14 protein-coding genes are annotated in these 23,261 nt (G+C 50.4%); 8 read left to right on the forward strand and 6 right to left on the reverse strand.

The window, feature by feature from the left end:
• Positions 1 to 23: 23 nt before the first annotated feature.
• The gene (locus tag GO003_RS08295; protein ID WP_159653438.1) at positions 24 to 8,753 is read right to left on the reverse strand and encodes a GH36-type glycosyl hydrolase domain-containing protein; all 8,730 of its coding nucleotides are present in this window, start codon (positions 8,751 to 8,753) and stop codon (positions 24 to 26) included.
• Between the two features lie 1,017 nt (positions 8,754 to 9,770).
• Here GO003_RS08295 and GO003_RS08300 point away from each other — a divergent pair.
• From GO003_RS08300 to GO003_RS08335, 8 genes are all read left to right on the forward strand, one after another.
• A complete protein-coding gene (locus tag GO003_RS08300; RefSeq protein WP_159653436.1) occupies positions 9,771 to 9,971 on the forward strand; it encodes a CsbD family protein in 201 nt (66 codons plus the stop codon).
• Positions 9,972 to 10,144: 173 nt separating this feature from the next.
• Positions 10,145 to 10,459 carry a BON domain-containing protein gene (locus GO003_RS08305; protein ID WP_159653434.1) on the forward strand — a complete coding sequence of 105 codons (315 nt, stop codon included), beginning with the start codon at positions 10,145 to 10,147 and terminating at the stop codon, positions 10,457 to 10,459.
• A 49-nt stretch (positions 10,460 to 10,508) separates the two neighbouring features.
• Positions 10,509 to 10,667 (forward strand): DUF3309 family protein, encoded by a 159-nt coding sequence (locus GO003_RS08310; protein ID WP_159653432.1) that lies wholly within the window; start codon positions 10,509 to 10,511, stop codon positions 10,665 to 10,667.
• Positions 10,668 to 10,971: 304 nt separating this feature from the next.
• On the forward strand, positions 10,972 to 11,352 hold the full coding sequence (locus GO003_RS08315; protein WP_159656930.1) for a hypothetical protein: 381 nt from the start codon (positions 10,972 to 10,974) through the stop codon (positions 11,350 to 11,352).
• 173 nt (positions 11,353 to 11,525) lie between these two features.
• Positions 11,526 to 14,093, forward strand: a complete 2,568-nt coding sequence (locus GO003_RS08320) for a glycogen/starch/alpha-glucan phosphorylase (RefSeq protein ID WP_159656928.1) — start codon at positions 11,526 to 11,528, stop codon at positions 14,091 to 14,093.
• A gap of 118 nt (positions 14,094 to 14,211) precedes the next feature.
• On the forward strand, positions 14,212 to 14,577 hold the full coding sequence (locus GO003_RS08325) for a Thivi_2564 family membrane protein (protein ID WP_231088872.1): 366 nt from the start codon (positions 14,212 to 14,214) through the stop codon (positions 14,575 to 14,577).
• Positions 14,578 to 14,829: 252 nt separating this feature from the next.
• A complete protein-coding gene (locus tag GO003_RS08330; RefSeq protein ID WP_159656926.1) occupies positions 14,830 to 15,300 on the forward strand; it encodes a BON domain-containing protein in 471 nt (156 codons plus the stop codon).
• Complete coding sequence (locus tag GO003_RS08335; RefSeq protein WP_164505723.1) at positions 15,297 to 16,430, forward strand: DUF1207 domain-containing protein; 1,134 nt, start codon at positions 15,297 to 15,299, stop codon at positions 16,428 to 16,430. Before GO003_RS08330 ends, GO003_RS08335 begins: the two co-directional genes overlap by 4 nt.
• A 102-nt stretch (positions 16,431 to 16,532) precedes the next feature.
• Here GO003_RS08335 and GO003_RS08340 read toward each other — a convergent pair whose 3' ends face one another.
• From GO003_RS08340 to GO003_RS08360, 5 genes are read right to left on the reverse strand one after another with little or no spacing between them, the layout of a single operon-like run.
• A complete protein-coding gene (locus tag GO003_RS08340) occupies positions 16,533 to 17,687 on the reverse strand; it encodes an ABC transporter permease (protein WP_159656924.1) in 1,155 nt (384 codons plus the stop codon).
• Entirely contained in the window at positions 17,684 to 18,838 is a 1,155-nt protein-coding gene (locus GO003_RS08345) for an ABC transporter permease (protein ID WP_159656922.1), read from the reverse strand. The genes GO003_RS08340 and GO003_RS08345 overlap by 4 nt, the downstream gene beginning before the upstream one ends.
• The gene (locus tag GO003_RS08350) at positions 18,835 to 20,799 is read right to left on the reverse strand and encodes an ATP-binding cassette domain-containing protein (protein WP_159656920.1); all 1,965 of its coding nucleotides are present in this window, start codon (positions 20,797 to 20,799) and stop codon (positions 18,835 to 18,837) included. Before GO003_RS08350 ends, GO003_RS08345 begins: the two co-directional genes overlap by 4 nt.
• On the reverse strand, positions 20,778 to 21,887 hold the full coding sequence (locus tag GO003_RS08355) for an HlyD family secretion protein (protein WP_159656918.1): 1,110 nt from the start codon (positions 21,885 to 21,887) through the stop codon (positions 20,778 to 20,780). The genes GO003_RS08350 and GO003_RS08355 overlap by 22 nt, the downstream gene beginning before the upstream one ends.
• A complete protein-coding gene (locus tag GO003_RS08360; RefSeq protein WP_159656916.1) occupies positions 21,888 to 23,177 on the reverse strand; it encodes a TolC family protein in 1,290 nt (429 codons plus the stop codon).
• Between the last annotated feature and the right edge of the window lie 84 nt (positions 23,178 to 23,261).

Raw genomic sequence — 23,261 nt, forward strand, 5'->3', positions numbered from 1 at the left:
TCCGGTCCGGCATCTACAGGTGTTTACCCGGCGTGAATCTCGAGGGCGCCCATCTCAATTCGTATGTGGTGAAGGTTGCCATCATCCAGCAGGGTTACAGTGTTGCCTTGTGGTTGCTGCTCACCGTCCAGTTCTATCAAGGCGATTCCGGTCATGACGCCGTTAGGATTATCCACTGTGATCTCATACAGGGTTTTTCCGTGCCGGTAACTTAGATTGTAACTGCGCCAGGTACCAGGAATGCACGGCTTGAAATGCAGATGATCGGCGTTGACCTGGAGGCCTAATACCTGCTCAAGACCGGCGCGGTAGAACCAACCCGCCGCACCGGTATACCAAGTCCAGCCGCCTCTGCGCGCATGGGGCGGCTCGGCGTAGATATCTGCTGACATCACATAAGGTTCGACTTTATAAGCATAGGCGCCGGTGGGACTGGCGGTGCGGTTGACAGGATTGAGAATACGCAGCAGTTCAGCGGCCTGGTCACCCTGGCCCAGCATGGCATAGGCAATTACGGTCCAGATCGCCGCATGGGTATATTGACCGCCATTTTCCCGTACGCCCGGCAGGTAGCCTTTAATATAGCCGGGATCTCGCTGTGTTTGGTCGAACGGCGGCGTAAAGAGCAATATCAGGTCGTCACCATGACGAATGAGATAGTCATGCACCGAATGCATGGCACGGCGCGCCCGTTCAGGTTCGGCTGCACCGGAGATCACCGCCCAGCTTTGGGCAATCGAATCGATGCGGCACTCAACATCGGCAGCGGAACCCAGAGGCGTGCCGTCGTCATAAAAGGCGCGGCGGTACCAGGCGCCGTCCCATCCTTCTTTTTCTACCGCCAATTTCAATGCGGCAACGTGCGCAGTCCAGCGCGATGAACGCTCGGTTTCGCCTCTTGCTTCGGCCAGCGGGGCAAAATCGGATAGTGTTTTAATCAAAAACCACGCCAGCCAAACGCTTTCACCTTTACCATGCTGGCCAATCCGGTTCATGCCGTCGTTCCAGTCGCCGCTGCCAATTAATGGCAAGCCGTGGATTCCCAGGGATAGGCTCACATCAAGTGCTCGCGCGCAGTGTTCGAACAAGGTCGCTTGCAGATCAGATACGATCGGGTCGAAATAAGCATCTTCCTTTCCCGGTTCAATGACAGGACCTTCCAGGAACGGACTCGTTTCATCAAGCACGCCGGTATCACCGCTGACTTTGAGGTAATGGCTTACAACATAGGGAAGCCAGATACGGTCATCGGAAAAATGTGTCCGGACGCCCCGGCCGGTGGGCGGATGCCACCAGTGCTGGACATCACCCTCAGGGAACTGGCGCGCCGCTGCGCGGAGGATTTGAGTTCTGGCGATATCGGGTCGGGGTACGGTGAGAGCCATGACGTCTTGCAGTTGATCACGGAAACCATAAGCGCCGCCGGCCTGGTAAAAGGCTGCTCTTGCCCATACCCGGCAACTGAGCGTTTGATAAGGCAGCCAGCGGTTCAACATCAGATCCAGGCCGCGGTCCGGAGTTTTTACCTGTACTTTAGTCAGGAGCTCTTCCCATTGGTATTTAACCTCATGAAAGAGATTGTGTACTTCAGCAGCCCGATAACGGCTGATCAGTTGTTGGGCATGTTTCCGGTCATCTCCCTGGCCCAGCAGAAAAACCAGCTCGATTTGTTCATAGGGACCCAGTTCCACGCGGGTTTCCAGCGCGGCACAAGGATCCAGTCCTGCGCCTGTGCGGTTTCTGTGCTTGTTCTCAGGATTCATATACGCCGGCGCTGAAAGATTGCCATTACGTCCGATAAAATCACTTCGGTTTCCGGTCCAGGCTGTTTGCCGGCCGCACAGATCGGCAAAAGCAATGCGCGTGCCGAAATCTCGGCTCCAGGGGTTGGATGCGAACAGCGCGCCTGTTTCGGCATCGACTTCAGTAACAATATAAGGCGCAGTATCGGTGCGCGATGCACCAAGCACCCATTCCACGTAAGCGGCTACTTTTATTGTCCGGGCGCGGCCGGTCATGTTTTTGATTTTGAGTCTGGAAATCTTGATAGGGTCGGCGATGCTGACGAATTGAAGAAGTTCGCTGTAAATGCCGTGCGAGAGATGTTCAAAACGGCTATAACCCTGGCCGTGCCGGATGATGTAACTCGCGTTTTCGATGCGAATAGGCAGCGCCGTTGGCGTCCAAAGGTCTCCATTTTCCTCGTCGCATAGATAGAATACCTCACCCGATGGATCACTGACCGGATCGTTCGACCAGGGTGTCAACTGGTTTTCATGGCTGTTTAGGCACCAGGTGCAGCCGCTGCCCGATTCCGAAACCATGAAACCGAAGTCGGCGTTGGCGATGACGTTAATCCAGGGCGATGGTGTGAATTGTCCCTTGTCCAGCACAATCACATATTCACGGCCATCATCGGCAAATCCTCCCAAGCCGTTGAAAAATTCAAGTTCAGGTATCTTGATTAAATTTGCGCCCGGTTCCTCGCGTACCCTGGCGGCGGGTTGTGAGATAAATTCCGCCGGTGGTCTCTGGTGTCTCAGCAATTGTTCTGTCAGTATGCCCCGGCTGGATACCAGCACTGCTCTGGCTGCGGTTGTCAGTAGCAACAGCTCTTCTTCGGGCAATTGATCTGCCCGCAATACAAAAATGCTGCCATTTTCGTTGTTTCTATGACGTCCGGTGAAGCACTGTGATTCATGGACCAGATTCTCCAGCGAGGTTTGGAGTTCATCGGCGTAGGATGTCGTCTTGTCGTTAACGATCACCAAATCGACCATGATATGTTTCATGCCCCAATATTCATGGGCTCTCAATAGTTGACAGACGAGCATGCGATCTTCCGCTTCACTGACGCGCAACAGCAGGATGGGATGATCGCCTGAAATACCGTGCCGCCATAGTCCGGTTACGTTCAAACGGTTGAGTTGCAACAGTTTACCGGGCGGACGCAGAGAAGGATCAGCAAACGTCAGATGGTTGGCCAGGATCTGAAACAAATGGGCTTCATCAGGACGTATTCCCAGATAATGTAATTGGACTTGCGCATGAGTCCAGGCAAGGGCTGAAACATCTTCAAAAGTCGAGGCATGGCGGTATTTGTCAACCAGTTTTTCCAGCGTTTCTCTGGAAGGTGCGGCGATGGTGGTGAACGTTGCGTGCGCGGTTGCTCCAGGTTCTATGTGCACGCGTGTCCGCAGGCTAAACACAGGATCGAGTACCGGTCCAATCGTATTGCTGAGGGGGCGATCGTCCATTACGGAAATGGGCTCTCTGATGGTATGTCCCCTGCCTATAAAGCGGGCGCGATCGGTTTCATATTGCAAGGTGCCGCTGATTTCGAGGCCTGAAAGCAGATGTGCTGCCCAGACGCTGGGGTCGTCAGACGAACGCGGACGGCGTTTGGCGATCAGTCCACGCGCTTGCGGCACATACTCGGTCTGTATGAATAAATTGGAAAATGCTGGATGGGCGATATCCGAGCGCTGAGGCGCAAGTACTATTTCCGCATAGGAGGTAATGTCAATTTCAATGCTCTGCGTGCCGTTATTGGTCAGGCTAAGACGTCGAATTTCAGCATCGTCATCCGGCGAGATGACTATTTCCAGGGTACTGGATACCGTGCTGTCAGTGCGACTGATACGGACCCTGTCTTCGAGGAAAACGGCCTCGTATTTATCCGGAATGGCTGTGGTCGGTTGATAGCCGGCTGACCAGACGCGGCCACTGGTGCAGTCGCGAAGATAGATATAACTGCCATGGTCATCGCGGGTCGAGTCTTCACGCCAGCGCGTCACCGCCAGGTTTCCCCAAGTGCTGTAACCCGATCCTGCGGCAGTGATCATCACTGTGTAACGGCCGTTGGAAAGCAGCTGTGAAGAGGGTATTGCAGAAGTTGGCGATGGTTTACGAATCACCGGCGGTTCTGCAAATGCTCTTAATTCAGCCCGAACCTGAGTGAATTTGGGCCCGGTGGTATCCAGATCACGCGGACTGCGTTCCTGCAGCAGAAGGTCGGTGGCTCGAATAATGGGTACGGCATGAAAGCGGTGACGCATCACGCCATCGAAAATCACGTTGGCTAAAGCGACCAGAGACATGCCCTGATGGTGGGCCATGTAGCAGCGCACAATGGCTACTGCCTGGTTTTCAGCGCGCCGCGCCGGGGTGAAATCGAGTGCTTCAAAAAAGCCGAAGCGGCCCAGAGCGCCTATTTTTTCAAGCCTTGCAAAATTCTCCGTGGCTTCCTGTGGCTGGTACATTGCCGCCAGGGCGCTGGCATAAGGGGCGATCACCAGGTTCTCTGCGAGACCGCGTTTCATGCCAAGTCCGGGCACGCCGAATGCAGAGTATTGATAGGTAAATTCCAGATCGCGCTGGTTCATGGCTGATTCTGATATTCCCCAGGGCACTTTGCGCTCTTGACCGTATTGGATCTGCCTTTTGACTACCCGGCGGCACGTTTGATCCAGCAGACTATAGCGGGGCGTAAAGCTGACCAGGGATGGCATCAGGTATTCGAACATCGAGCCTGACCAGGATAGCAGGACGGGGCCGTCTACGGCGTGAGTGACTCTCCGACCCAGATGAAACCAGTGAACGCTGGTCACATCTCGTTTGGCGATGGCTATCAAACTGGTGAGCCGGGCTTCTGAAGCCAGCAAGTCGTAATAGCTACCGTCCAGAACACCTTCGCTGGCCTGATAGCCCAGTGCGAATAACTGCCTGTCAGGGTCATATAAAAATTTAAAATCCATTTCTTCGAACAGGCGCAGCGCCTCCGTTGCGATTTTATCCAGGCGCCGGGTAAGCGCCGCAGCATTTTCCCCGCCTCGCAGGAGTGCGGTTTCTAACTCAACCGGAATTACCGATTTTTCGGCGTTTCCGCTCAAAGTTTTGATATGTTCAATGGCCAGCGCATAGCGGTCTGCGAGTTCGGCAACGCCTATATCTGGCCGTAACAGCGCAAGCAGTTCATCACCGGGTATTGCCGCAGCATTAAGATGGGCTTCAAGACGCTGCATGCAATTCAGCCAGGGCATCAAGTTATCTCTGTCGCGGGTGTGGGAACGGATGTCGTCGCATAACAATCCGGCCCATTCCTGTGCCGGATTACCGACTTCGTCCCCACGTTCTGCAGCAAAGGCGCGTACCAAGTCTAACAGGGTATCTGCACACAAGGCCAAGCGATTCCAGCCGGCGGCCTCCTGAGGCGCTTCAGCCAGCAGCGTGCCGAGAGTGACCGCTTTTTGCTTCAATTCTTCCAATGTCACGACCAGCGTGCGTCCTTCATTAGCGATGGCATCAAGTGCTGCAGTCAGAAGTCTGTGGCTGTCGCCCAGTCCTTGCCAGGTTGAAGAGAACTCCAGAGGCTGCTGTGCCGCCTCCCTGCAGCTTTGCGCTAAGGTCAGTAAATGTCCGGCCAGATTGCCGCTGTCTACCGTTGATATGTAATGAGGTTCTAGCGCATGTAGATCACGCGTGTCGTACCAGTTATAGAAATGGCCGTTAAGACGGGGCAGCTTTAAGAGTGTTTCAAGCGTCGCTTCCAGGCGATCGACGGCATCCATCAGGCCTAGCCAGCCGAAGTCACGTGCTGCGACAACCGACAACAGGTAAAGGCCGAAGTTGGTAGGCGAACTTCGGTGTGCGACAACAGGATGCGGGCTTTCCTGGAAGTTGTCAGGCGGTAAATAATTGTCTTTCTGGGTCACAAAAGTTGAAAAGAAACGCCAGGTGCGCCGTCCAATCATGCGCAGTTGCATGGCGTCCTGGGGGCGCAGGGCTTCCAGAGGGTCTAGCTGCGGAGGCAGGCTCAACGCGCGGGAGATAAAAGGCGCGAACCACCACAACAGCAGGAACGGTACGGCGCTTTTGATGTTGTCCGGATTGAAGATCAGTATCAGTGTTCCGGCAATGAAAATGATTGCGGTAGAGCCGCCCAGTGGCAGGATGACGGTTTTCAGTGCGTGCCCGGACAATGTTTTGGCTTGCAGCGCGGTGACCCATTTGAGCATTTTGCGCCGGGTTACGAACACCCTGAGCAAGGTGCTGACAATAGCATCGACCATAAGCCAGGCTTGATGAGCGAGCAAGGTCAGGCCTACCAGGCCGTTGCCCAGTCCCAATAGCACATCTTCCCAGGCTGAGCGCAATCGGATGCGTATCGGGATGTCGCTGGAAGGGGCAAAAAGACTGTTCACCAAGGCCATCAACGCCGGCATTGCCAGTGAAGTCAGCACGAAAGCGACCAGCACGGCTTCTGGTGCATCCGGTAGAGTCCACGCGGCAATCAACGCGAAGAAGGCTGCAGGCGCAGACAAGGATCGGCGAAGATTATCCAGCATTTTCCAACGTCCAATGAAAGGTATGCCCCGGCTGCTGATGCCGAAGATCCATGGCAGTAATTGCCAATCACCCCGGGTCCAGCGGTGGGAACGGGAGTCGGCAACATCCGTATGGGAAGGAAACTCTTCGAAAAACTCGATATCACTGACCAGGCCGCAACGGACAAACACGCTCTCGAATAAATCATGGCTAAGCTGGGTGTTTTCAGGAACGCGTCCGGACAACGCCGCTTCGAAAATGTCCACATCATAAAGACCTTTTCCGGTGAAGGTGCCCAATCCAAAAAGGTCCTGGTAGACTTCTGATACCAGGCTGGAATAGGAATCCATTCCGGAAGCGCCTGCGAAAATCCGGTGAAACATCGAATGCTCCTGCCTAAGGGGCAGGGTAGGTGTGATGCGTGGTTGAAGGATGCCGTAGCCGGCGACGACCCGGCCTGAGACAGGATCAAACACGGGGCGGTTGAGCGGATGCGCGGCGGTGCCGACCAATTTATTAACCACACCGATGGGCAGGCGGGTATCGGCATCGAGTGTAATGACATAACGAACGCCTTCCGGCGCGGAGGCAATCTGTCCCTCTACAGGTAAAAAGGAGGTGTCTTTGGCGCCGCGCAGGAGCCGGTTAAATTCGTGTAATTTACCCCGTTTGCGTTCCCATCCCATCCATTTGCCTTCTCCGGGGTTCCACATGCGCTCCCGATGGAAAACGAAAAAGCGATTTCCTTCATACTTGGCGTTGAGATCGGCAACGCCTGCGCGCGCGCGGTTTAGCAGTCGCTGATCATCGGGTAGGGTTTGACTGTCGGCATCCGTCCAATCGGACAACAGGGCAAAATAAACATCCCCATCCGGATTGGCCAGGTAACGAACCTCCATTTGCTCGATTTGCTCAATGACATCAATCTCATTCGCGAAAAGAGTAGGAACCACCACGAAGGTGCGCAGTGTTTCGGGTATGCCGGCCTTAAGTTCCAGTCTGGGCAAATGCCTGGGTGAGAGAAGACTCAAAATGCCGCGATTTACAAGATTGGTGGCAATGTCGGAGGCGGGAAATACTGCGAACAGGGTGATGATTGCGAGCGAAAACCAGCCAAGCCCGGCATTTATACCGGCACTCAAGGGTAAACTGAGTAATAACAAGGTCGTCAGCACGCCAATGCTGCCCAGATAAGCCTGACCCGAATAATGGATGAACCCCCGCAATATCCGGTTCTTGAGCGGCGGGCGAAATTTGACCTCTTGCTCGAATTCGTTGCGGCCCTGACCAATCAGATAATAACCCGGATCATTTCGCAGATCGCCGAAGTCAGGATCAACAGAGTTAGTATTGATTTTACTGATGACCTTTTTTGCAATCTCCAGCTCCGAATGAGGTGAACGCCGGGCAAGATCTTCTATAGCGTGCCGATAGCGGTCACGCGTAAGAAAATCCATTAAGGAATAGCCGTGATGCGCTTGCAGACACTCGTCTACAAGGCTCACGCGCGTTACAAATTCACGCCAATCGAACGCGGAGATTGCGCGCATGCTGGTCATAATGTTACGCACGGTCATATTGGCGCCAATCTGTGCGGAATGCTCTCTCTGCACGACTTCGTCAAGCGTCAGGCCTTGTTCGGATACCCATTCATTTAAAAAGTCCAGGGAAGGAGCGGTTCCCGGATGAGGGTCATGCAGACGCTGTAAAATCTGGACAGCGAAAGCTTGCCGCAAGGTAACGTGCGGTAAGGCACCTTGAGAAAGGACCAGGGTCGATTTGTCACTTTGGTCATTGAAGCGCTCAATTTCATCGACGAACTCGTCGGCAAGCCGCCTTCCGTTTTGTGCGCGCATGATGAGAACAGCCAGCCTGCGCAGGTTTTCCAGCATCAGCACGCGCAACGTAATCGGTATTGCCCAGAGTTCACCCAGGTTGAGCGGTTGGATGCGCTGGTAAGCCTTGACGAATAGTGTCAACTGGGCAGGATCGAACCGGCTGTCCGTATGCGCTATCATCGCCCAGGCTATACCGTAAACACGAGGATAGCCGGCGAGGTCTCCTTCAGCCAGTTTGGGCAGTTCCTGATAATAGCTTTCCGGCAAGTGGATGCCGATGTCATGCACCTGCTCTTCAATGACATGAAAATTATCAAGCAGCCACTCGGCTGCCGGTGTAATGGCGCGCTGCTCTACCGTTACCTGTGTGATCGCAGCGTGGACTGCGAGCAAAACCCGTGCATTTTCTTGAACACGCGGCAGAAGCTTTTGCCGATGATGAAGTCCGTCGACTTTCTGCGCTTTCGCCAGACTTACCGCATGCCCTTCAAACTGCTCGTTAGTAAAAAGTTCTGAGCGGATGGGACTTTCCATTCCTCCCGGGGCTTCAAGCCTTACTTTACGTCTTTGCTCTTTTTTTTTCGACATGACGGTGATTCTCCGAATGGGGGCGTGGCGAAATAGATAATCAAAGCGGCTGAGGAGACTTAATACGTTTAAACGGTATCACTGCTGTTTAAACATAAGAGCTATTTTGTGACTCTATGAGTCCCTGCAAATAGCCCGGCTACTCGCTACGAGATGGTCTATTAAACTCATCTGAGATAAGTGGCTGATGTTCCAACATTACGAAACGAAGGAAATTTATAACCTCGGGAATATCCAAGCAACGGCTCTCAGCAGTTTATGCTTATAGCGTCAGCCTAATGGGTTGGTTGGCTGGGGTCTGTACGCTAACAAACATTGGTTGATGCTTGGCCATGCTCAAAATATTCAGTTTCGGAAAGCGATGTTCGCTTTATGAGTTGAAAGGACATCAACGCCGTCATTACGGCAATCCTTGCCCGGGCGACAACAACTTTTAATGCCATAACGGTCTTTATTTCATCAAATCCCTCTTTTTCAAAGAGGAGGACACTTTATAGGATGTGCCGACGATAGGAGGCGCATCAATCGCGAACTCTTTCTCGTAGGTTGCGGTTGGCGATAGCCAACCCAACATTTTTAGGCCATGGCGTTAATCGTTGGGTTGCAAAAAGCAGGCAACCCAACCTACGTTGAAGTTTTACGTTTCTAACTTATATAAATCCAAAACTCAGCATTTGGAAGAAGCCAGGTTCGCATCCGTCATTTCAAGTACATCAACGCCGTCATTCCGGCAGGGATTGCCGGGAACCAGGACACAAGGATATGACAGTCCAACGCCATCCATGGCTTCTGGCCCCCGGCAATCCGTGCCCGGGCGACACCAACTTTTAACGCAAACAGTGCCTTTCGGAAGTTTAAACGGAGCCGGCCAAAATGATTCTGTTTGCTACCGTACAGACCCTGGACCGTCATTTTGGTAAGTTATCACTGGATTCAGCAGGCAAGGGTGATATGACTCTTTCGGGTTAGGTTTTACGCAAGAAGTAATGTCATTCTTAAATTAAGAGGAGACAAGGCATGAATAAGAATCAGCTGAAGGGTAACTGGATGCAACTTAAAGGCACGGTAAAGGAAAAATGGGGTGATTTGACCGAGGATGAGGTAGAGCAAATTGCGGGTAACCGCGACATTCTCCTTGGCAAAATTCAGGAAAAATACGGAATTGCACAGGAAGAAGCCGAAAAACAAATCGAGGAATGGGAAAATCTTCTTGACTGATAACTCTCAGGCCTATTCGTGTGAACTTCAATAAAATTAAACCGCAACGTTTAGAGTAGGTCGGTAAACGTTCGGCGAGCACTATGAACTTTGGGTTTCATCCACATTTTTTAGTCTTTTCGCTGAACAATAGGACTACTTACAAAATTTTCTCAATTGGGAGCAAGATAATAATGAAAATCTCAAAAATCATATCAGGTTTTTTAATAGCCCTTTTATTAGCCACATCTTTGGCTGGCTGTACTTCCACCCGGACTCAAGCGAGCACAGGTGAGTACATAGATGACAGTGTAGTTACTTCATCGGTAAAGGCTTTGATCTACGATGATCCTGAACTGAAAATTGGTCAGGTCAGCGTTAAAACCTTCAAGGGAGTCGTTCAGTTGAGCGGTTTCGTCAATTCAAAACAAGCAGCCGACAGGGCTGCCGCACTGGCCAAATCGGTAAAAGGTGTCGAAAGAGTCGATAACAGCTTGATCGTGAAATGAAACGTCCCGACGCACCACTAACTTTTATCTTTAAATCAGGAGTACGAACATGTCAACAGGTACAATTTTACTCATCATATTGGTTTTAATTTTGTTAGGCGTCTTTCCTGCCTGGCCTCATAGCCGGTCATGGGGGTACGGACCGACCGGAGGAATTGGGCTTATTTTGCTCATCCTGTTGGTTTTGGTCTTGTTGGGCAAAATCTAAAGAGTCATAAACTTGCAATGCGGCACGAAGGGTGTATCAGCCTGAAACAATGAGCTGGAGGGACTGAACCCGTTCGTGCCGAATACGCCGAAACTAGAGCGGATTTCACGACCAAGCCGGATTGGTGAGCATCCGAACTTCCGGTCATTCTTCGACTTGAGTTCAGGGCGAACGGGATTTGGAATGCTCGACTGATTTTTCCAGATTCAATCACCGATGGATCCTTTTTTTCAGTTGCCGGACCTTGCTGCATCAACAAATGCATCGGCTGCTGATGTTTTCTCACGGGGGGGGTGGGTTAGCTATGGAAATGTATTATGACATTTTCGAAGTGGTCGTTGTTACACACGATTCCATGCTTGTTGATGCTGAGTCTTACCTGCGAAGGTATTCGACGAGTGATGGGAAGCCGCTGGCGAACGGCAGTTATGTTGTCAATTGGCCAGACCATATCCGGATCAGGCGCTTTGATGAACATGCCGAGTTTTACGGGCCTTTCAAGACTCCGCAGGAAGCTCAAGCTACTCTTGACTGGATGTATGAAGTCTACCGCCAATTTATGTTGCGCTTTTCAGTTAATGACAGGTACAAAAAACGAGCTGACTGTATAAATGTGTCAATAGAATCCTATGAACGCTATCAACCCAGTCAATCTGTTGGATTACCGGGCCCATTCGCAGGATAGCTGATTGGCATCAAGCTGAAGGGCCATACACAAGGAGAACATCCGCCATGTCCGAATGAAAACTTGCTTATCCGTGCAGTTTTTACCACCTTCGACCAGCCTGTCAAATCGAATAGTTTCCAAAAAATAGGTTAGGGTCCAGTTGCCAGTCTTGAAATGCCAGGAGAGAACTTATGAAGAACCCTACAGTTGTCGCTTTAGGTAACTTAGAATTGAGCCCAGCTAATCAAGACTGGCTTCCACCGACATCTTTCGAAAAAAGCAATCCAAAACCCACAATTTGCGAGCTTCCCACTATCAGGACGGATGAGCAGCATTTGATGGTCGACTTTAAAAACTATTACGGATACCGATTAGGCCGGGATCAGTCCTGTAAATCACTGCACTATGCTTACGAGGCACTGTCGTTGGCAATCAGTGACCGTATCATCGACCATTGGAAAAAAACCTACAACGCCTACAAAGAACAGGATTGCAAAAGAGTCAGTTACCTGTCGATGGAGTTTCTAATGGGACGAACACTGAGTAATACCATGATTAACCTGGGTATCACTGATGTCGTATTGAAAGCCATGTACAAACTGGGATTGGATCTGGAGGAATTGTTGGAGGCTGAGCATGATGCGGGGCTGGGTAACGGCGGTTTGGGCCGGCTGGCCACTTGTTTTATCGACAGTTGTGCTACCCTGCGCTTACCGGTTACAGGCTATGGTTTGCGCTATGAGTACGGCATGTTTTCGCAACTGATCATCAATGGTGAGCAGGTTGAAGCGCCCGATCGCTGGCTACGAGACGGCAACATCTGGGAAACAGAACGCTTCGAATATCGGCAAATCATTAAGTTCGGCGGTCGCACGAAGTACTTCACTGATGACCAAGGTGTAACCCGGATTAGCTGGATTGACACGCATGACGTACTGGCGGTCCCCTATGACACACCTGTTCCAGGTTTTCGAAATGGTGTCGTGAATACTTTGCGCTTATGGAAAGCCGTTGCAAACGAAGAGTTTGATTTTAAGGAATTCAACGGTCGTGATTATGCCGAAATCGTCGTAGAAAAAAACATGGCCGAAAACATTACCATGGTGTTGTACCCCAATGATGCAAGCGAGAATGGCAAAGAACTTCGTTTGAAGCAGCAATACCTGTTCGCTTCTGCAACCTTACAAGATGTTATTGCGACCTGGATCGGCCGGCATGGCAATGACTTTTCCGAATTTACTGCAAAAAACTGTTTTCAACTCAATGATTCGCACCCCAGCATAGCCGTGGCCGAGTTGATGCGCTTGTTAATCGACATCCATGGGTTGAGTTGGGACGACGCCTGGAACATAACCCAAAACACGGTGGCCTATACCAACCACACCTTATTGCCGGAAGCTCTGGAATGTTGGTCTGTCAATCTATTCAAGCAACTTTTACCCAGACTGCTGGAAATCATTTTTGAAATCAATGCGCGCTTTCTGGTTGAAGTCTCCCGCCGCTGGCCTGGTGATACGGAGCGCCTCACTCGTATGTCATTGATCAAAGAAGGCACGGATCAACAAGTCAGAATGGCTTATCTGGCCATAGTGGGAAGTTATTCAGTCAACGGTGTCGCCAAATTACATACAGCGTTATTACAAAAAGGCTTGTTCCGCGATTTTTACGAAATGTGGCCGGAAAAATTTAATAACAAAACCAACGGTGTTACGCCCAGACGCTGGATAGCTTCGTGTAACCCGGGCCTGGCTGATTTGATCACAGCAACGATTGGTGATGGCTGGTTGACCCATTTGGATAGGTTGAAAAATCTCGCCCCCTACGCTGACGACAGTGATTTTCGTCAACGCTGGTGGCAGATCAAGCGCCACGCAAAGCAATGTTTGATCGATTACCAAAAACAGCAACATGACATTGAACTTAGCCTTGACGCCTTGTTTGACGTGCAGGTCAAGCGTATCCATGAATACAAGCGACAACTGTTGAATGTGCTGCATGTGATTCATCTTTATGACCGAATCAAGCGGGGCGATACGGAAAACTGGACAAACAGGAATGTGTTCATAGGCGGTAAGGCGGCGCCGGGCTATATCATTGCAAAAAAAACCATCAAATTAATCAACAATGTTGCCGATGTGATTAACAACGATCCGGATGTAGGTGACAGGCTCAAACTGATTTTCCTATCCAACTACCAAGTTTCTGCGATGGAAATCATTTGTCCCGGGACTGATCTTTCAGAGCAAATTTCAACAGCCGGTAAAGAAGCGTCCGGTACCGGTAACATGAAATTCATGATGAACGGTGCGGTGACCATTGGTACCCTGGATGGCGCCAATATCGAGATACGTGACGAAGTAGGTCCCGAAAATTTCTTTCTTTTTGGGATGACCGTAGATCAGATAGAAGCCTATCGTCAGCACTATGATCCCGTTGCCCTGATCAATCAGGATCCGGATTTGTCCAGAGTATTCGACCTTCTTGAAGGAGGACATTTCAACCGGTTTGAACCGGGAATTTTTGATGACTTGATTGCCTCGCTCAAAAATAAACAGGACATCTGGATGTCCATTGCTGATTTCCGAAGCTATGTCGATACCCAAAAACGTGTAGAGGCAGCCTTTAAAGATACCGAACACTGGATTCGTATGAGTATCCTGAACACGGCTCATAGCGGAAAATTTTCCACCGACAGGACCATTACCGAGTACAACCAAGACATCTGGAAGCTGATACCCATCAACTTGTCCGATAGTTAAAGCGGTTGACGTTTAGAACCGGTTTGTTACCGCTTCGATATTTCAATCAATCACCTACACACTCTTACCTAAGTGGACGAGTAGTTAGGTTAAAAAAATAATTGAAGGAGTAAGAAAGATGGACTTAATTTCTCTGATAGTAGTCCTGATCGTAGTCGGTCTGATACTGGGACTTATCAATGCGTACCTGCCTATGGAACCGCGCATCAAGCAGATTCTAAACGGCGTGGTGATTATTTCAGTGGTCCTTTGGTTGTTGAATGCCTTTGGTCTTATGGGCGTTCTACCCAGGGGGCTGGTTTCAGTAACGGTCGTCCTGATTGTTGTCGGCTTGCTGTTGAGTCTGGTTAACACCTACATACCGATGGATTCACGCATCAAGCAGATATTGAATGTCATAGTGATCATAGCTGTTATTTTGTGGTTGCTTAGCGTGTTTGGAATCATAAGCGGATTACCGAAAATTCATATGGGTAACTTTTAGAGACTGATTTTGATACCTAGTGTTTTAGTCATGTTTTACTCATTGGCGACCTGTACCCGTTACCACGAACCGTTGTTATGCAAATGGCATACACAACTCTGGGGATGGTAAGCCTTGAGTGGGCCATGGTGCCTCTGGAACGTTTAACCAGCAGAGCCTAAACCCGACAATCTTCGGTTCGGTTCATGACGATCATTTTTGACTCTGCCTTTATTTATTTACTACTTACATCCCAATTTTGAGGAATAACCCATGAAAAAGATCAACGAGCAAAGAATAAACCGTGCAAACAGCATTTTGGTAACGTTGTTGTTATCTGCTGTCATTATCACAAGCGGCTGTAAGGAGGAAGGACCGGCAGAAAAGACCGGTAAAAAACTTGATCAAGCTATTGAGAATTCAAACGAAATAATTGATGAGAAAGTCGATGCATTAAAGCAGTCTATTGACACTAAAGAAGAGGCGATGGAAAAGCAATCCGAAACAGTTGGAGAACTCATTGACGATGCTGCGATTACGGCAAAAGCAAAGGCGGCCATGATGACAGATCCTTTAGTCAACGCATTCAATATCGACGTAGCCACCGTTCAAGGTGTCGTCAAATTGAACGGTGCTGTTACTAATCAACAGATTATTGACAGAGTGCTGGAAATAGTTCGTGCTACGCCGGGTGTTAAATCAGTAGAGAACCATCTGGTTGTCAGCACTGGAGACCTCAGATGAGAATAGCTTTACGTTATTTGAGCGTAATGGGTCTAGTCTGTCTTTATTCTGTCGGAGTCTATGCGTCACCGGAAGAGGATGCTTACATTGCCGGATATGCTGCGAGCATACTTGAACGCGATTTCAAACTCGTAAGGCCCGCAATCAGTGTCAAGGACGGTGTTATAAAGCTGGAGGAAGATACTTTAAAAAATACCGACCAGAAAGAAGTCATGGAGGCATTATCCAGGGTTCCCGGTGTGTCAGGTGTCGGAATCGGAGAGCATAACTATAAAAGTGTATCCTCTCCGTTGATGCATTCTGCCGCCCTGGATAAGGAAGGCCTGCAGTTGAATGAACCTGCAAGATTGAAGACAGGAATCTTCCCTGACGGTCATTTGTTCAAGTCTTTATTCGCCGATCCGAGCTGGCCTCATTTTTCAGTTGCTTACCACAATTATACCAGCGGCGATTTTGATGGTACCAATATAGCAACAGTCAGTTTTGGCGAAACAATCCCGTTTTATCGCCAAAACATGGGGATATTGCAACGCTTTGGTTCGCAATGGGAGGTGGGGATTCAGGGTGGAGTTGTCAGTGATTTTAATCTTGATGCGCCCTCATCGGATTTAGTCAATACTGATTTTGTCGGGGCTTTGTATTCGAGTATGCGTATTGGCGATTTCTCAGCTTTCAGCCGTGTTTTCCATCAAAGTTCTCATTTAGGTGACGAGTTTCTATTGCGGACACGATTAGATCGAGTGAATTTGAGTTTCGAAGGGATTGATTTAAAACTCTCTTACGATCTGCCTATCGGTTTTCGCTTATATGGGGGAGGGCGTGGTTTGTTCCATAAGGAGCCCGAATCACTTAAAGCATGGTCAGCTCAATACGGTATTGAGTTTAGAAGTCCATGGCGCATGGATTTTGGGGGTATGCGTCCAATCGCGGGAGCGGATTTCAAAAATTACGAAGAGAACAATTGGTCAACTGACATATCAGCGCGTGCCGGCGTAGAGTTCGAAAACATGCAGGTGCTGGGTCGGAAGTTTCAGATTCTTGCGGAATATTTCAATGGCTATTCCCCCAGTGGTCAGTTCTATAACGAAAAAATTGAATACATCGGCCTGGGTGCTCATTTTCACTTCTAAACACATGGGTTATTGACTAACCCTGCCGTCAATTCAAAGTGTAGGCGAGTAGTCACCTTCGCTAAATAATGAAGAACGTGCATTTAATTAAAAGCACGTTCTTCAACCAAATTGCCTGCGAAAACGCCAGACGCCGAAATTGAAGAACACGGCTCCCAAGAGAGCCAGTCCCAGCAGCGAATCCCATAAAATCCGGACGCCTGCACCTTTTAATAAAATGGCGTAACTCATTTCATTGAAATAATACAGCGGCGAAATTTTCATCGCCCAACGCATGACTTGCGGCATCGCTTCCGGTGGTGTCCAGGCGCCTGAGAGCAGTAATATGGGCATCATCAGCAAAATCACCAGCATGGTGACTTGTGCCAGACTGCGGCTTATGGTGGCAACGAACAGGCCAATGCCGGAGGCCGTGAATACATAGAGTCCGGTTACCGTAAAAAACAGGCCGAGACTGCCTTTAACCGGTAAGTCAAAGACCGGAATAATGATCAGAAACAAGCTGACCGCGACACCTAACAAAATAACCAGTCCCATCGAGATAACCTTGGGCAGTAAAATCTGCAGCGAGCTCAACGGGGAAACCGCCAGCTGTTCGATAGTGCCGCGTTCTTTTTCACGGACTGCAGCAGCGGCCGGCAGCATCATGGCCAGCATGGTCGTCACGGTTAGTAATTCAGAAATCGACATAAACCAGCCGTCGATTTGATTGGGGTTATACAACACGCGGTAGCGGTTTTGAATGACAGGCAACGAGGCCCTTTGTCCTGAATCCGGCCCCAGCCTTTTAGCCGCAAAATCCTGGCTAAAACCGGCGGTAATTTCCGTGGCATAACTGGTTGCCAAGGTACCCAAAACAGTATTGGCGCTATCTACCTGAAATTGAACGGCGACGGATTGCCCTTGCAATAAGTGACGCTGAAAATTTTCGGGAATGTCCAGCACTGCCAGAATCCGGCCCTGATCTAATAAGGATTCGGCGGTATGGGTGTCAAAAATCTCTCCTTTGAAATCAAAATAAGGCTGTCTGAAACGGTAGATCAACTCACGTGATGCAGCGCTATGGTCGTGATCGATCACCATCACTGAAGCGTTACGCAGATTCAGATTGATACCGGAACCTGCCATATACACATCGACGGTAAAAAAATAGCTGATGATGAGCAGCAGCACCGGATCGCGTATCAACTGTTTCAGCTCTTTGATCGTCATGGCGACGAGCCTGTCCCACCAGAGTATAAATCCGTGTTGGTTCATGTCGAAGGCCTTTTGTGGAAGTTCATATAGCCTGCTATCCAGAGGATAACCGCGTAAAGCATCAGCGCCACGACATCGAACCACAGTTCTTCCCAACCCAGGCCTTTAAGGAAGCTGCCCCAAGTAATTCTCAGATAGTAAAGTGTCGGAAATAAATGCGACTCAAATTGAGTGGCGGCGGCCATCGATTCGATAGGCACCAGCAAACCCGAATACAACATGGCGGGGACAAAGGAGACCACCATGGTCAGCATCACGGCGGCAACCTGGGTTCGTACCAGTAGCGAGATCAGCAATCCCACCCCGGCGGTACAGATGACATAGATCACTGATGCGGCATAATAAAAAAACGGATGGCCTTTAAACGGCGTGCCGAATACGTTCATTACCACCCACCACAAAATCAGAATATTCAAGCTGGATATCAACAAGTAGGGTAGGAATTTGCCCAGAATAAATTCGCTGCGGCTGATGGTTGAGGCATAGATATTATAAATAGAGCCGTTTTCCTTTTCACGAACCACGCCCAGCGCCGTCAGAAAAGGCGGTGTCACCATCAACACCAGCATCATTAATCCTGAAGAGATTGACCATTGACTGCGCAAGGCCTGGTTATACAAATAGCGTGATTCCAGACGCAGTGGCGCCACCTGAGCAAGCGCTTGTTCGCGGGACTTTCCCTGAGTACCGGCTAAATGACTGACCAGTGATTGGGCATTGAAATTGGCGATAATCGCCGAAACATAGCCTTTTGCCACTTCGGCGCGATAAGGAAATACGCCATCTATCAAACTTTGCACCGACGTGGCTTGTCCGGCCAGAAGCTGTTCCTGAAAACGGGGTGGAATGATAATGGCAAAGCGTATATCGCTGTTGGCCAGCAGAGGGTCAAGTTCGCGCTCACTCGTGACATGGCCCTGGTAATCGAAGTAACGTGAATCCATAAACCGGTGCAGGAAGTCACGGCTCATAGCGCTGCGATCTCTATCCAGTACCGCAAAGGGGATTTTTTCCACATCAAAAGAGATTCCATAGCCCAACACCATGAAGATACCGACCGGCAGCAGGAATGCCATCGCAAAAAACAGCCGGTCGCGCAAAATTTCGCGCCATTCCTTGTAAGTAACTGCCCATACCCGGGTCAAATTCATCCGGGCTCCTGGTTTTCCAAGGCCAACACCCTGTACACAAATACGTCTTCCAGCGACGGTGCGTCGGCGGATAAATTGAGCAGTTTGATGGACTCTTTATCCAGCAACGCGCGAATCTTCTTTTCGGCGCTGTCTCTATCCTGTGCCAGCAAATGAATATGCTGGCCGAATAAAGCGACACCCTTGAAATCGCTTTTTTCAAGCAAGGCCAGCGCTTGTAATGGCTGATCGGTAGTGATGTTCAGAAGTTGGCCGGCCTCATCTTGCAGCGCCTGAATCATATTGCCGGGGGTATCGTCGGCAATTACCCGTCCGGCATACATTAACGCCAGATGGTCGCAGTGTTCGGCTTCGCTCATGTAATGGGTGGTCACTAAAATAGCCACCTGCTCGACGCTGGCCAAATGCATCAGGATTTCCCAGAAATGCCGTCGTCCGATAGGGTCGACACCCGACGTGGGTTCATCCAGAAACAATACGCCGGGCTGGTGGACCAGTGCGCAGCCTAAAGCCAGCCTTTGCCTGACGCCCATAGGCAGGCTACCCGCCAATTGTGCTGTGACCTCGGCCAATCCGGCAATTTGTATTACCCAGTCCAGGCGTTGTTTGAGAATACTCCGGCTAACGCCGTAGATGCTGGCGTAGAGATGAATGTTTTCGATGACGGTCAAATCCAGATACAGCGAAAATGCCTGGGACATATAGCCTATGCGTTCCTTGATCGCCTGAGCGGCATCGCGCATGTCGGCGCCTGCAACCTGGCCTTCACCGTCACTGGGCGGCAGAATACCGGTCAGTATCTTGATCGCGGTCGTCTTGCCGGCGCCGTTGGCGCCCAGCAAGCCAAATATTTCGCCTTGTTTGACCTTGAAACTGATTTTATCGACCGACCGGAATTGATCAAAATCCTTGCATAATTGCTTGGCTTCTATGGCGATGGCTTTATCGTCCGGCAGGGGTTTGTCAAAGCGCGGAATGCTGTCGTCTTTGCCGGTTTTCGGGGCTAACGGACCCTGGCGTAACAAGGCGATAAATGCGTCTTCCAATTCAGCATCAAACGCCTTGATCGAGTTGATCTGCAAGCCGTCAAGATGCCCGGAAACGGCGCTGACCGCCTCATCCAATGCCAGATTATCGACAAATACCCTGACTTTGGGACCAATGGCTTCCAGTTGCGGATAAGGGGGATTCAGTTTGCCAAGTGCTTCTGGCTGTGACTCGACTGTCAGCTCAACCATGCAGCCGTGCGCTTGCTGACAAATGGCATCCGGTTCGCCATCGGCCAGTACTTGGCCGTTGTACATGAGAGACAAACGGTGAAAACGTGCCGCTTCGTCCATGTACGCCGTGGACACCAGTGCGGTGGTGCCTTGTTCGCGCAGCAACTCGGCGAGTATGGCCCAAAAATCCCGCCTGGAAACCGGATCTACACCGGTGGTTGGCTCATCAAGAATCACCAGTTCGGGGTTATGGATCAGGGTACAAACCAAGCCCAATTTTTGTTTCATGCCGCCGGAGAGATTTTTCATTGGCCGGTCACGAAACTTGTCGAGCCGGGTCATCGTCAGCAGCTTTTCTTTACGTTCGCTCAGTTGCTGGGGGGACACTTGCCGCAGTTGCGCAAAAAAATCGATATTTTCTTCTACCGATAAATCGCCGTAAAGATTCAGTCCCAGGCCTTGAGGCATAAAGCCCAGCCTGCCTTTGACCTTTTCCGCCGCCACTTCCGAATCGATATTGACGTCAAATACGGTTAATGAACCTTGTTCAAACGACAGGACGCCGGCGATAGCTTTCATCAAACTACTTTTGCCGGCACCGTCAGGGCCGATCAATCCGTAAATTTCACCTCGTTTGACGGTCAAGGCCACCGCATCGACAGCCAGCTTTTTTTTATAACTTTTACAGAGTCCGTGAATATCGATAACCGGATTTTCGTTCACCAGCGCGGTTTTGCCCATGGGCTTTCCTCTTGCCAGCGGATGACCGCATCGGCGGGCAGCCCTGGCGTCAGCTGATGCTGAGGATTTTCAGCCAGATAAAGTTTGACGGCGTAGACCAGTTTGACCCGTTCATCCTGCGTCTGCACCTCTTTGGGCGTGAACTCTGCCTGGGACGCGATATAGCGAATCACCGCCGGAAAGGGTTTATCCGGAAAGGCGTCGGTAAAAATTTGTGCGGGCAAGCCCAGGCGAACCTTGCCTATTTCTTTTTGCGGAACATAGACTTTCAAATAGAGGCTGTCCAGATCGACAATATCAAACAAGGGACTGCCGGCTGCTACCATTTCGCCGTTATCGGCGATACGGGTAGTCACCATTCCCGAGGCCGGAGCCCGAATGATCAAGTCATTCATCACGCTTTGGGCTTCCGCCAGCGCGGCTTGTCCTTGTTTCAGTTGCGCGGCTATTGCGGCAACTTCATTGGTGTTCGCTTCGATCTGATCCCAGCCCAGTTCAGCTTCTGCCTGCAGTTTTTCAGCCTTTGTTCTGGCTGCACGGGCAGTGCGATGCTGGGCTTGGGCGACTTTCCAGCTTAAATCCGCCAGCTCGCTGCGACGCTTTTCTACGGTCTCTGTTAACAGCAATGCCTGAAACCGCTCTGCATCCTTCAGCATTTGCTGTTCAGTGGCGTGGCTTGAAACCAGCTCGGCATCGGCATGATTAAGCCCGGCTTTGGCCGTTGCTATTTTTAATGGCACATTTTTCTTGAATACGCTCAGCGAAGTTTCAGCTGCCCTGAGTTGGGCGGCAATGACGTCCACAGCCGATTTGGCTTGATTAAGTTTCTCAAGAGTCTGGGCATCATCCAGTTTGATCATCACTTGTCCTGTTACGACAACGTCACCTTCCCGCACCAGCAACTCAACGATACGGCCCGACCACTTGCCCGATACAGTGTAATGATCGCCCTCGATACGGCCATTCGCCTGCACCAGCCCCTCCGGAAAAGGGGGTTCGCGTAACCAAAACCACCAAACGGCCACAGAAACAAGCAAAATGCCGGTAATTATTCCGATGATTGTGAGCAGTCGGGTTCGTTTTTCCATTTACAAAACCCCCATTGCATAACGCAATTGCAGGGTTGACAAGGCGGTGTCGTAATTTGAATTATTGAAATTATCATACGTTCTGGCGCGTAATTCCTCTGCTCTCAGTACTTCGGTATTGGTGGCCAGGCCATTTTTGTAGCGGTTAGTTGTCACTTTCAAGTTTTCATCCGCTTCTGTAATGGCGAGTCGGGTGACCTCGGTTCGTTGCTGCGCTTCCTGAATAGCCAGCCAGGTTTTTCGAACCTGCAAACCAATCATGCTGCTTAAATCGTCGCGCTGCTCTTTTAAAGAAACCGCCTGACGAAAAATAGCATCGCGGGTATGCCGGGTGCTGCCGTCGAACAATTTCCATTGCATGCCGACATTGATCATCCAGAGCCCCTCGTAAGACTGATAACGGTTTTCCTGGTATTGATAGCCGCCGTTGACTGCGACTTGAGGCAAGGCCCCCGCCGCCACACTCTGTGCTTGCTGCTCCAGGGCTCGTATTTGTTTGTCGAGTACCAGCAGTTCAGGACGTTGTGACAAGGCGTTAGTGCTGAGTTCGTTTAAGCTGCCCACGGGTATTTGCGGAAACTGCGGCTTAACAACCACGGGCTCGGCCAGACTGCGGTCGAGTAACTGGTTATATTGAGCGCGGGCAATATCAAGCTGATTATTTGCCTGTAGCAGCAGTTGCCGAGCATTGGCCATCTCGACATTCGCCGCTAATAAATCGTTCTTCGCCACCATGTCCTGGTCGAACAGATTCTTAACATCTTTATGATGCTCTACCAGACTACTGAGATGTTCTTGAGCGACCTGCACCGCGCCGTCTAGGCGCAACACTGCAATATAAGCGGCCGATACCTGCATTTTGATCGTCAGTACGGAACTGATTTCGTTATGTTGCGCGGCTTGAAAGGTTGCCTCGGCAGCTTTGATGTTATGACTGATGCGGCCGCTGGTGAAAACCGGCACTGAAGCAATCGCTTGTGCACTGACACTGCCCGCTTGTGACGTATTGAATTCGGCTGACTGACCGGCAAAATTAGCTTTTGCGGCCGGTGTTTCGTTGAGTTGGGTATATCCCGTACCTATGTTGAGTTCCGGAAGCCGTTGCCCCTGTGCCGAAAACAGGTTTTGTTCCGTTGCCGTGGTATCGGCTTGCGCCGCTTTAATTTGATGGTTATTTTCGATTGCAATATCCCAGGCTTCTTCCAGTGTTTCTGCTGATGTACTCGCTGCAGGAATAAGTAATAACCCGCCTAGCAGACTGATTCTCAGACCGGGTTTTGACCTCAGCATAGGACACCTGAAAATGTAATGAAATGACAAGATCATCCGGTCGTGAGTCCGGAGTAAGACCTGAAAAGGATGCAAAATTACGCG

The sequence above is a fragment of the Methylicorpusculum oleiharenae genome, from assembly GCF_009828925.2.
GTDB lineage: Bacteria > Pseudomonadota > Gammaproteobacteria > Methylococcales > Methylomonadaceae > Methylicorpusculum > Methylicorpusculum oleiharenae.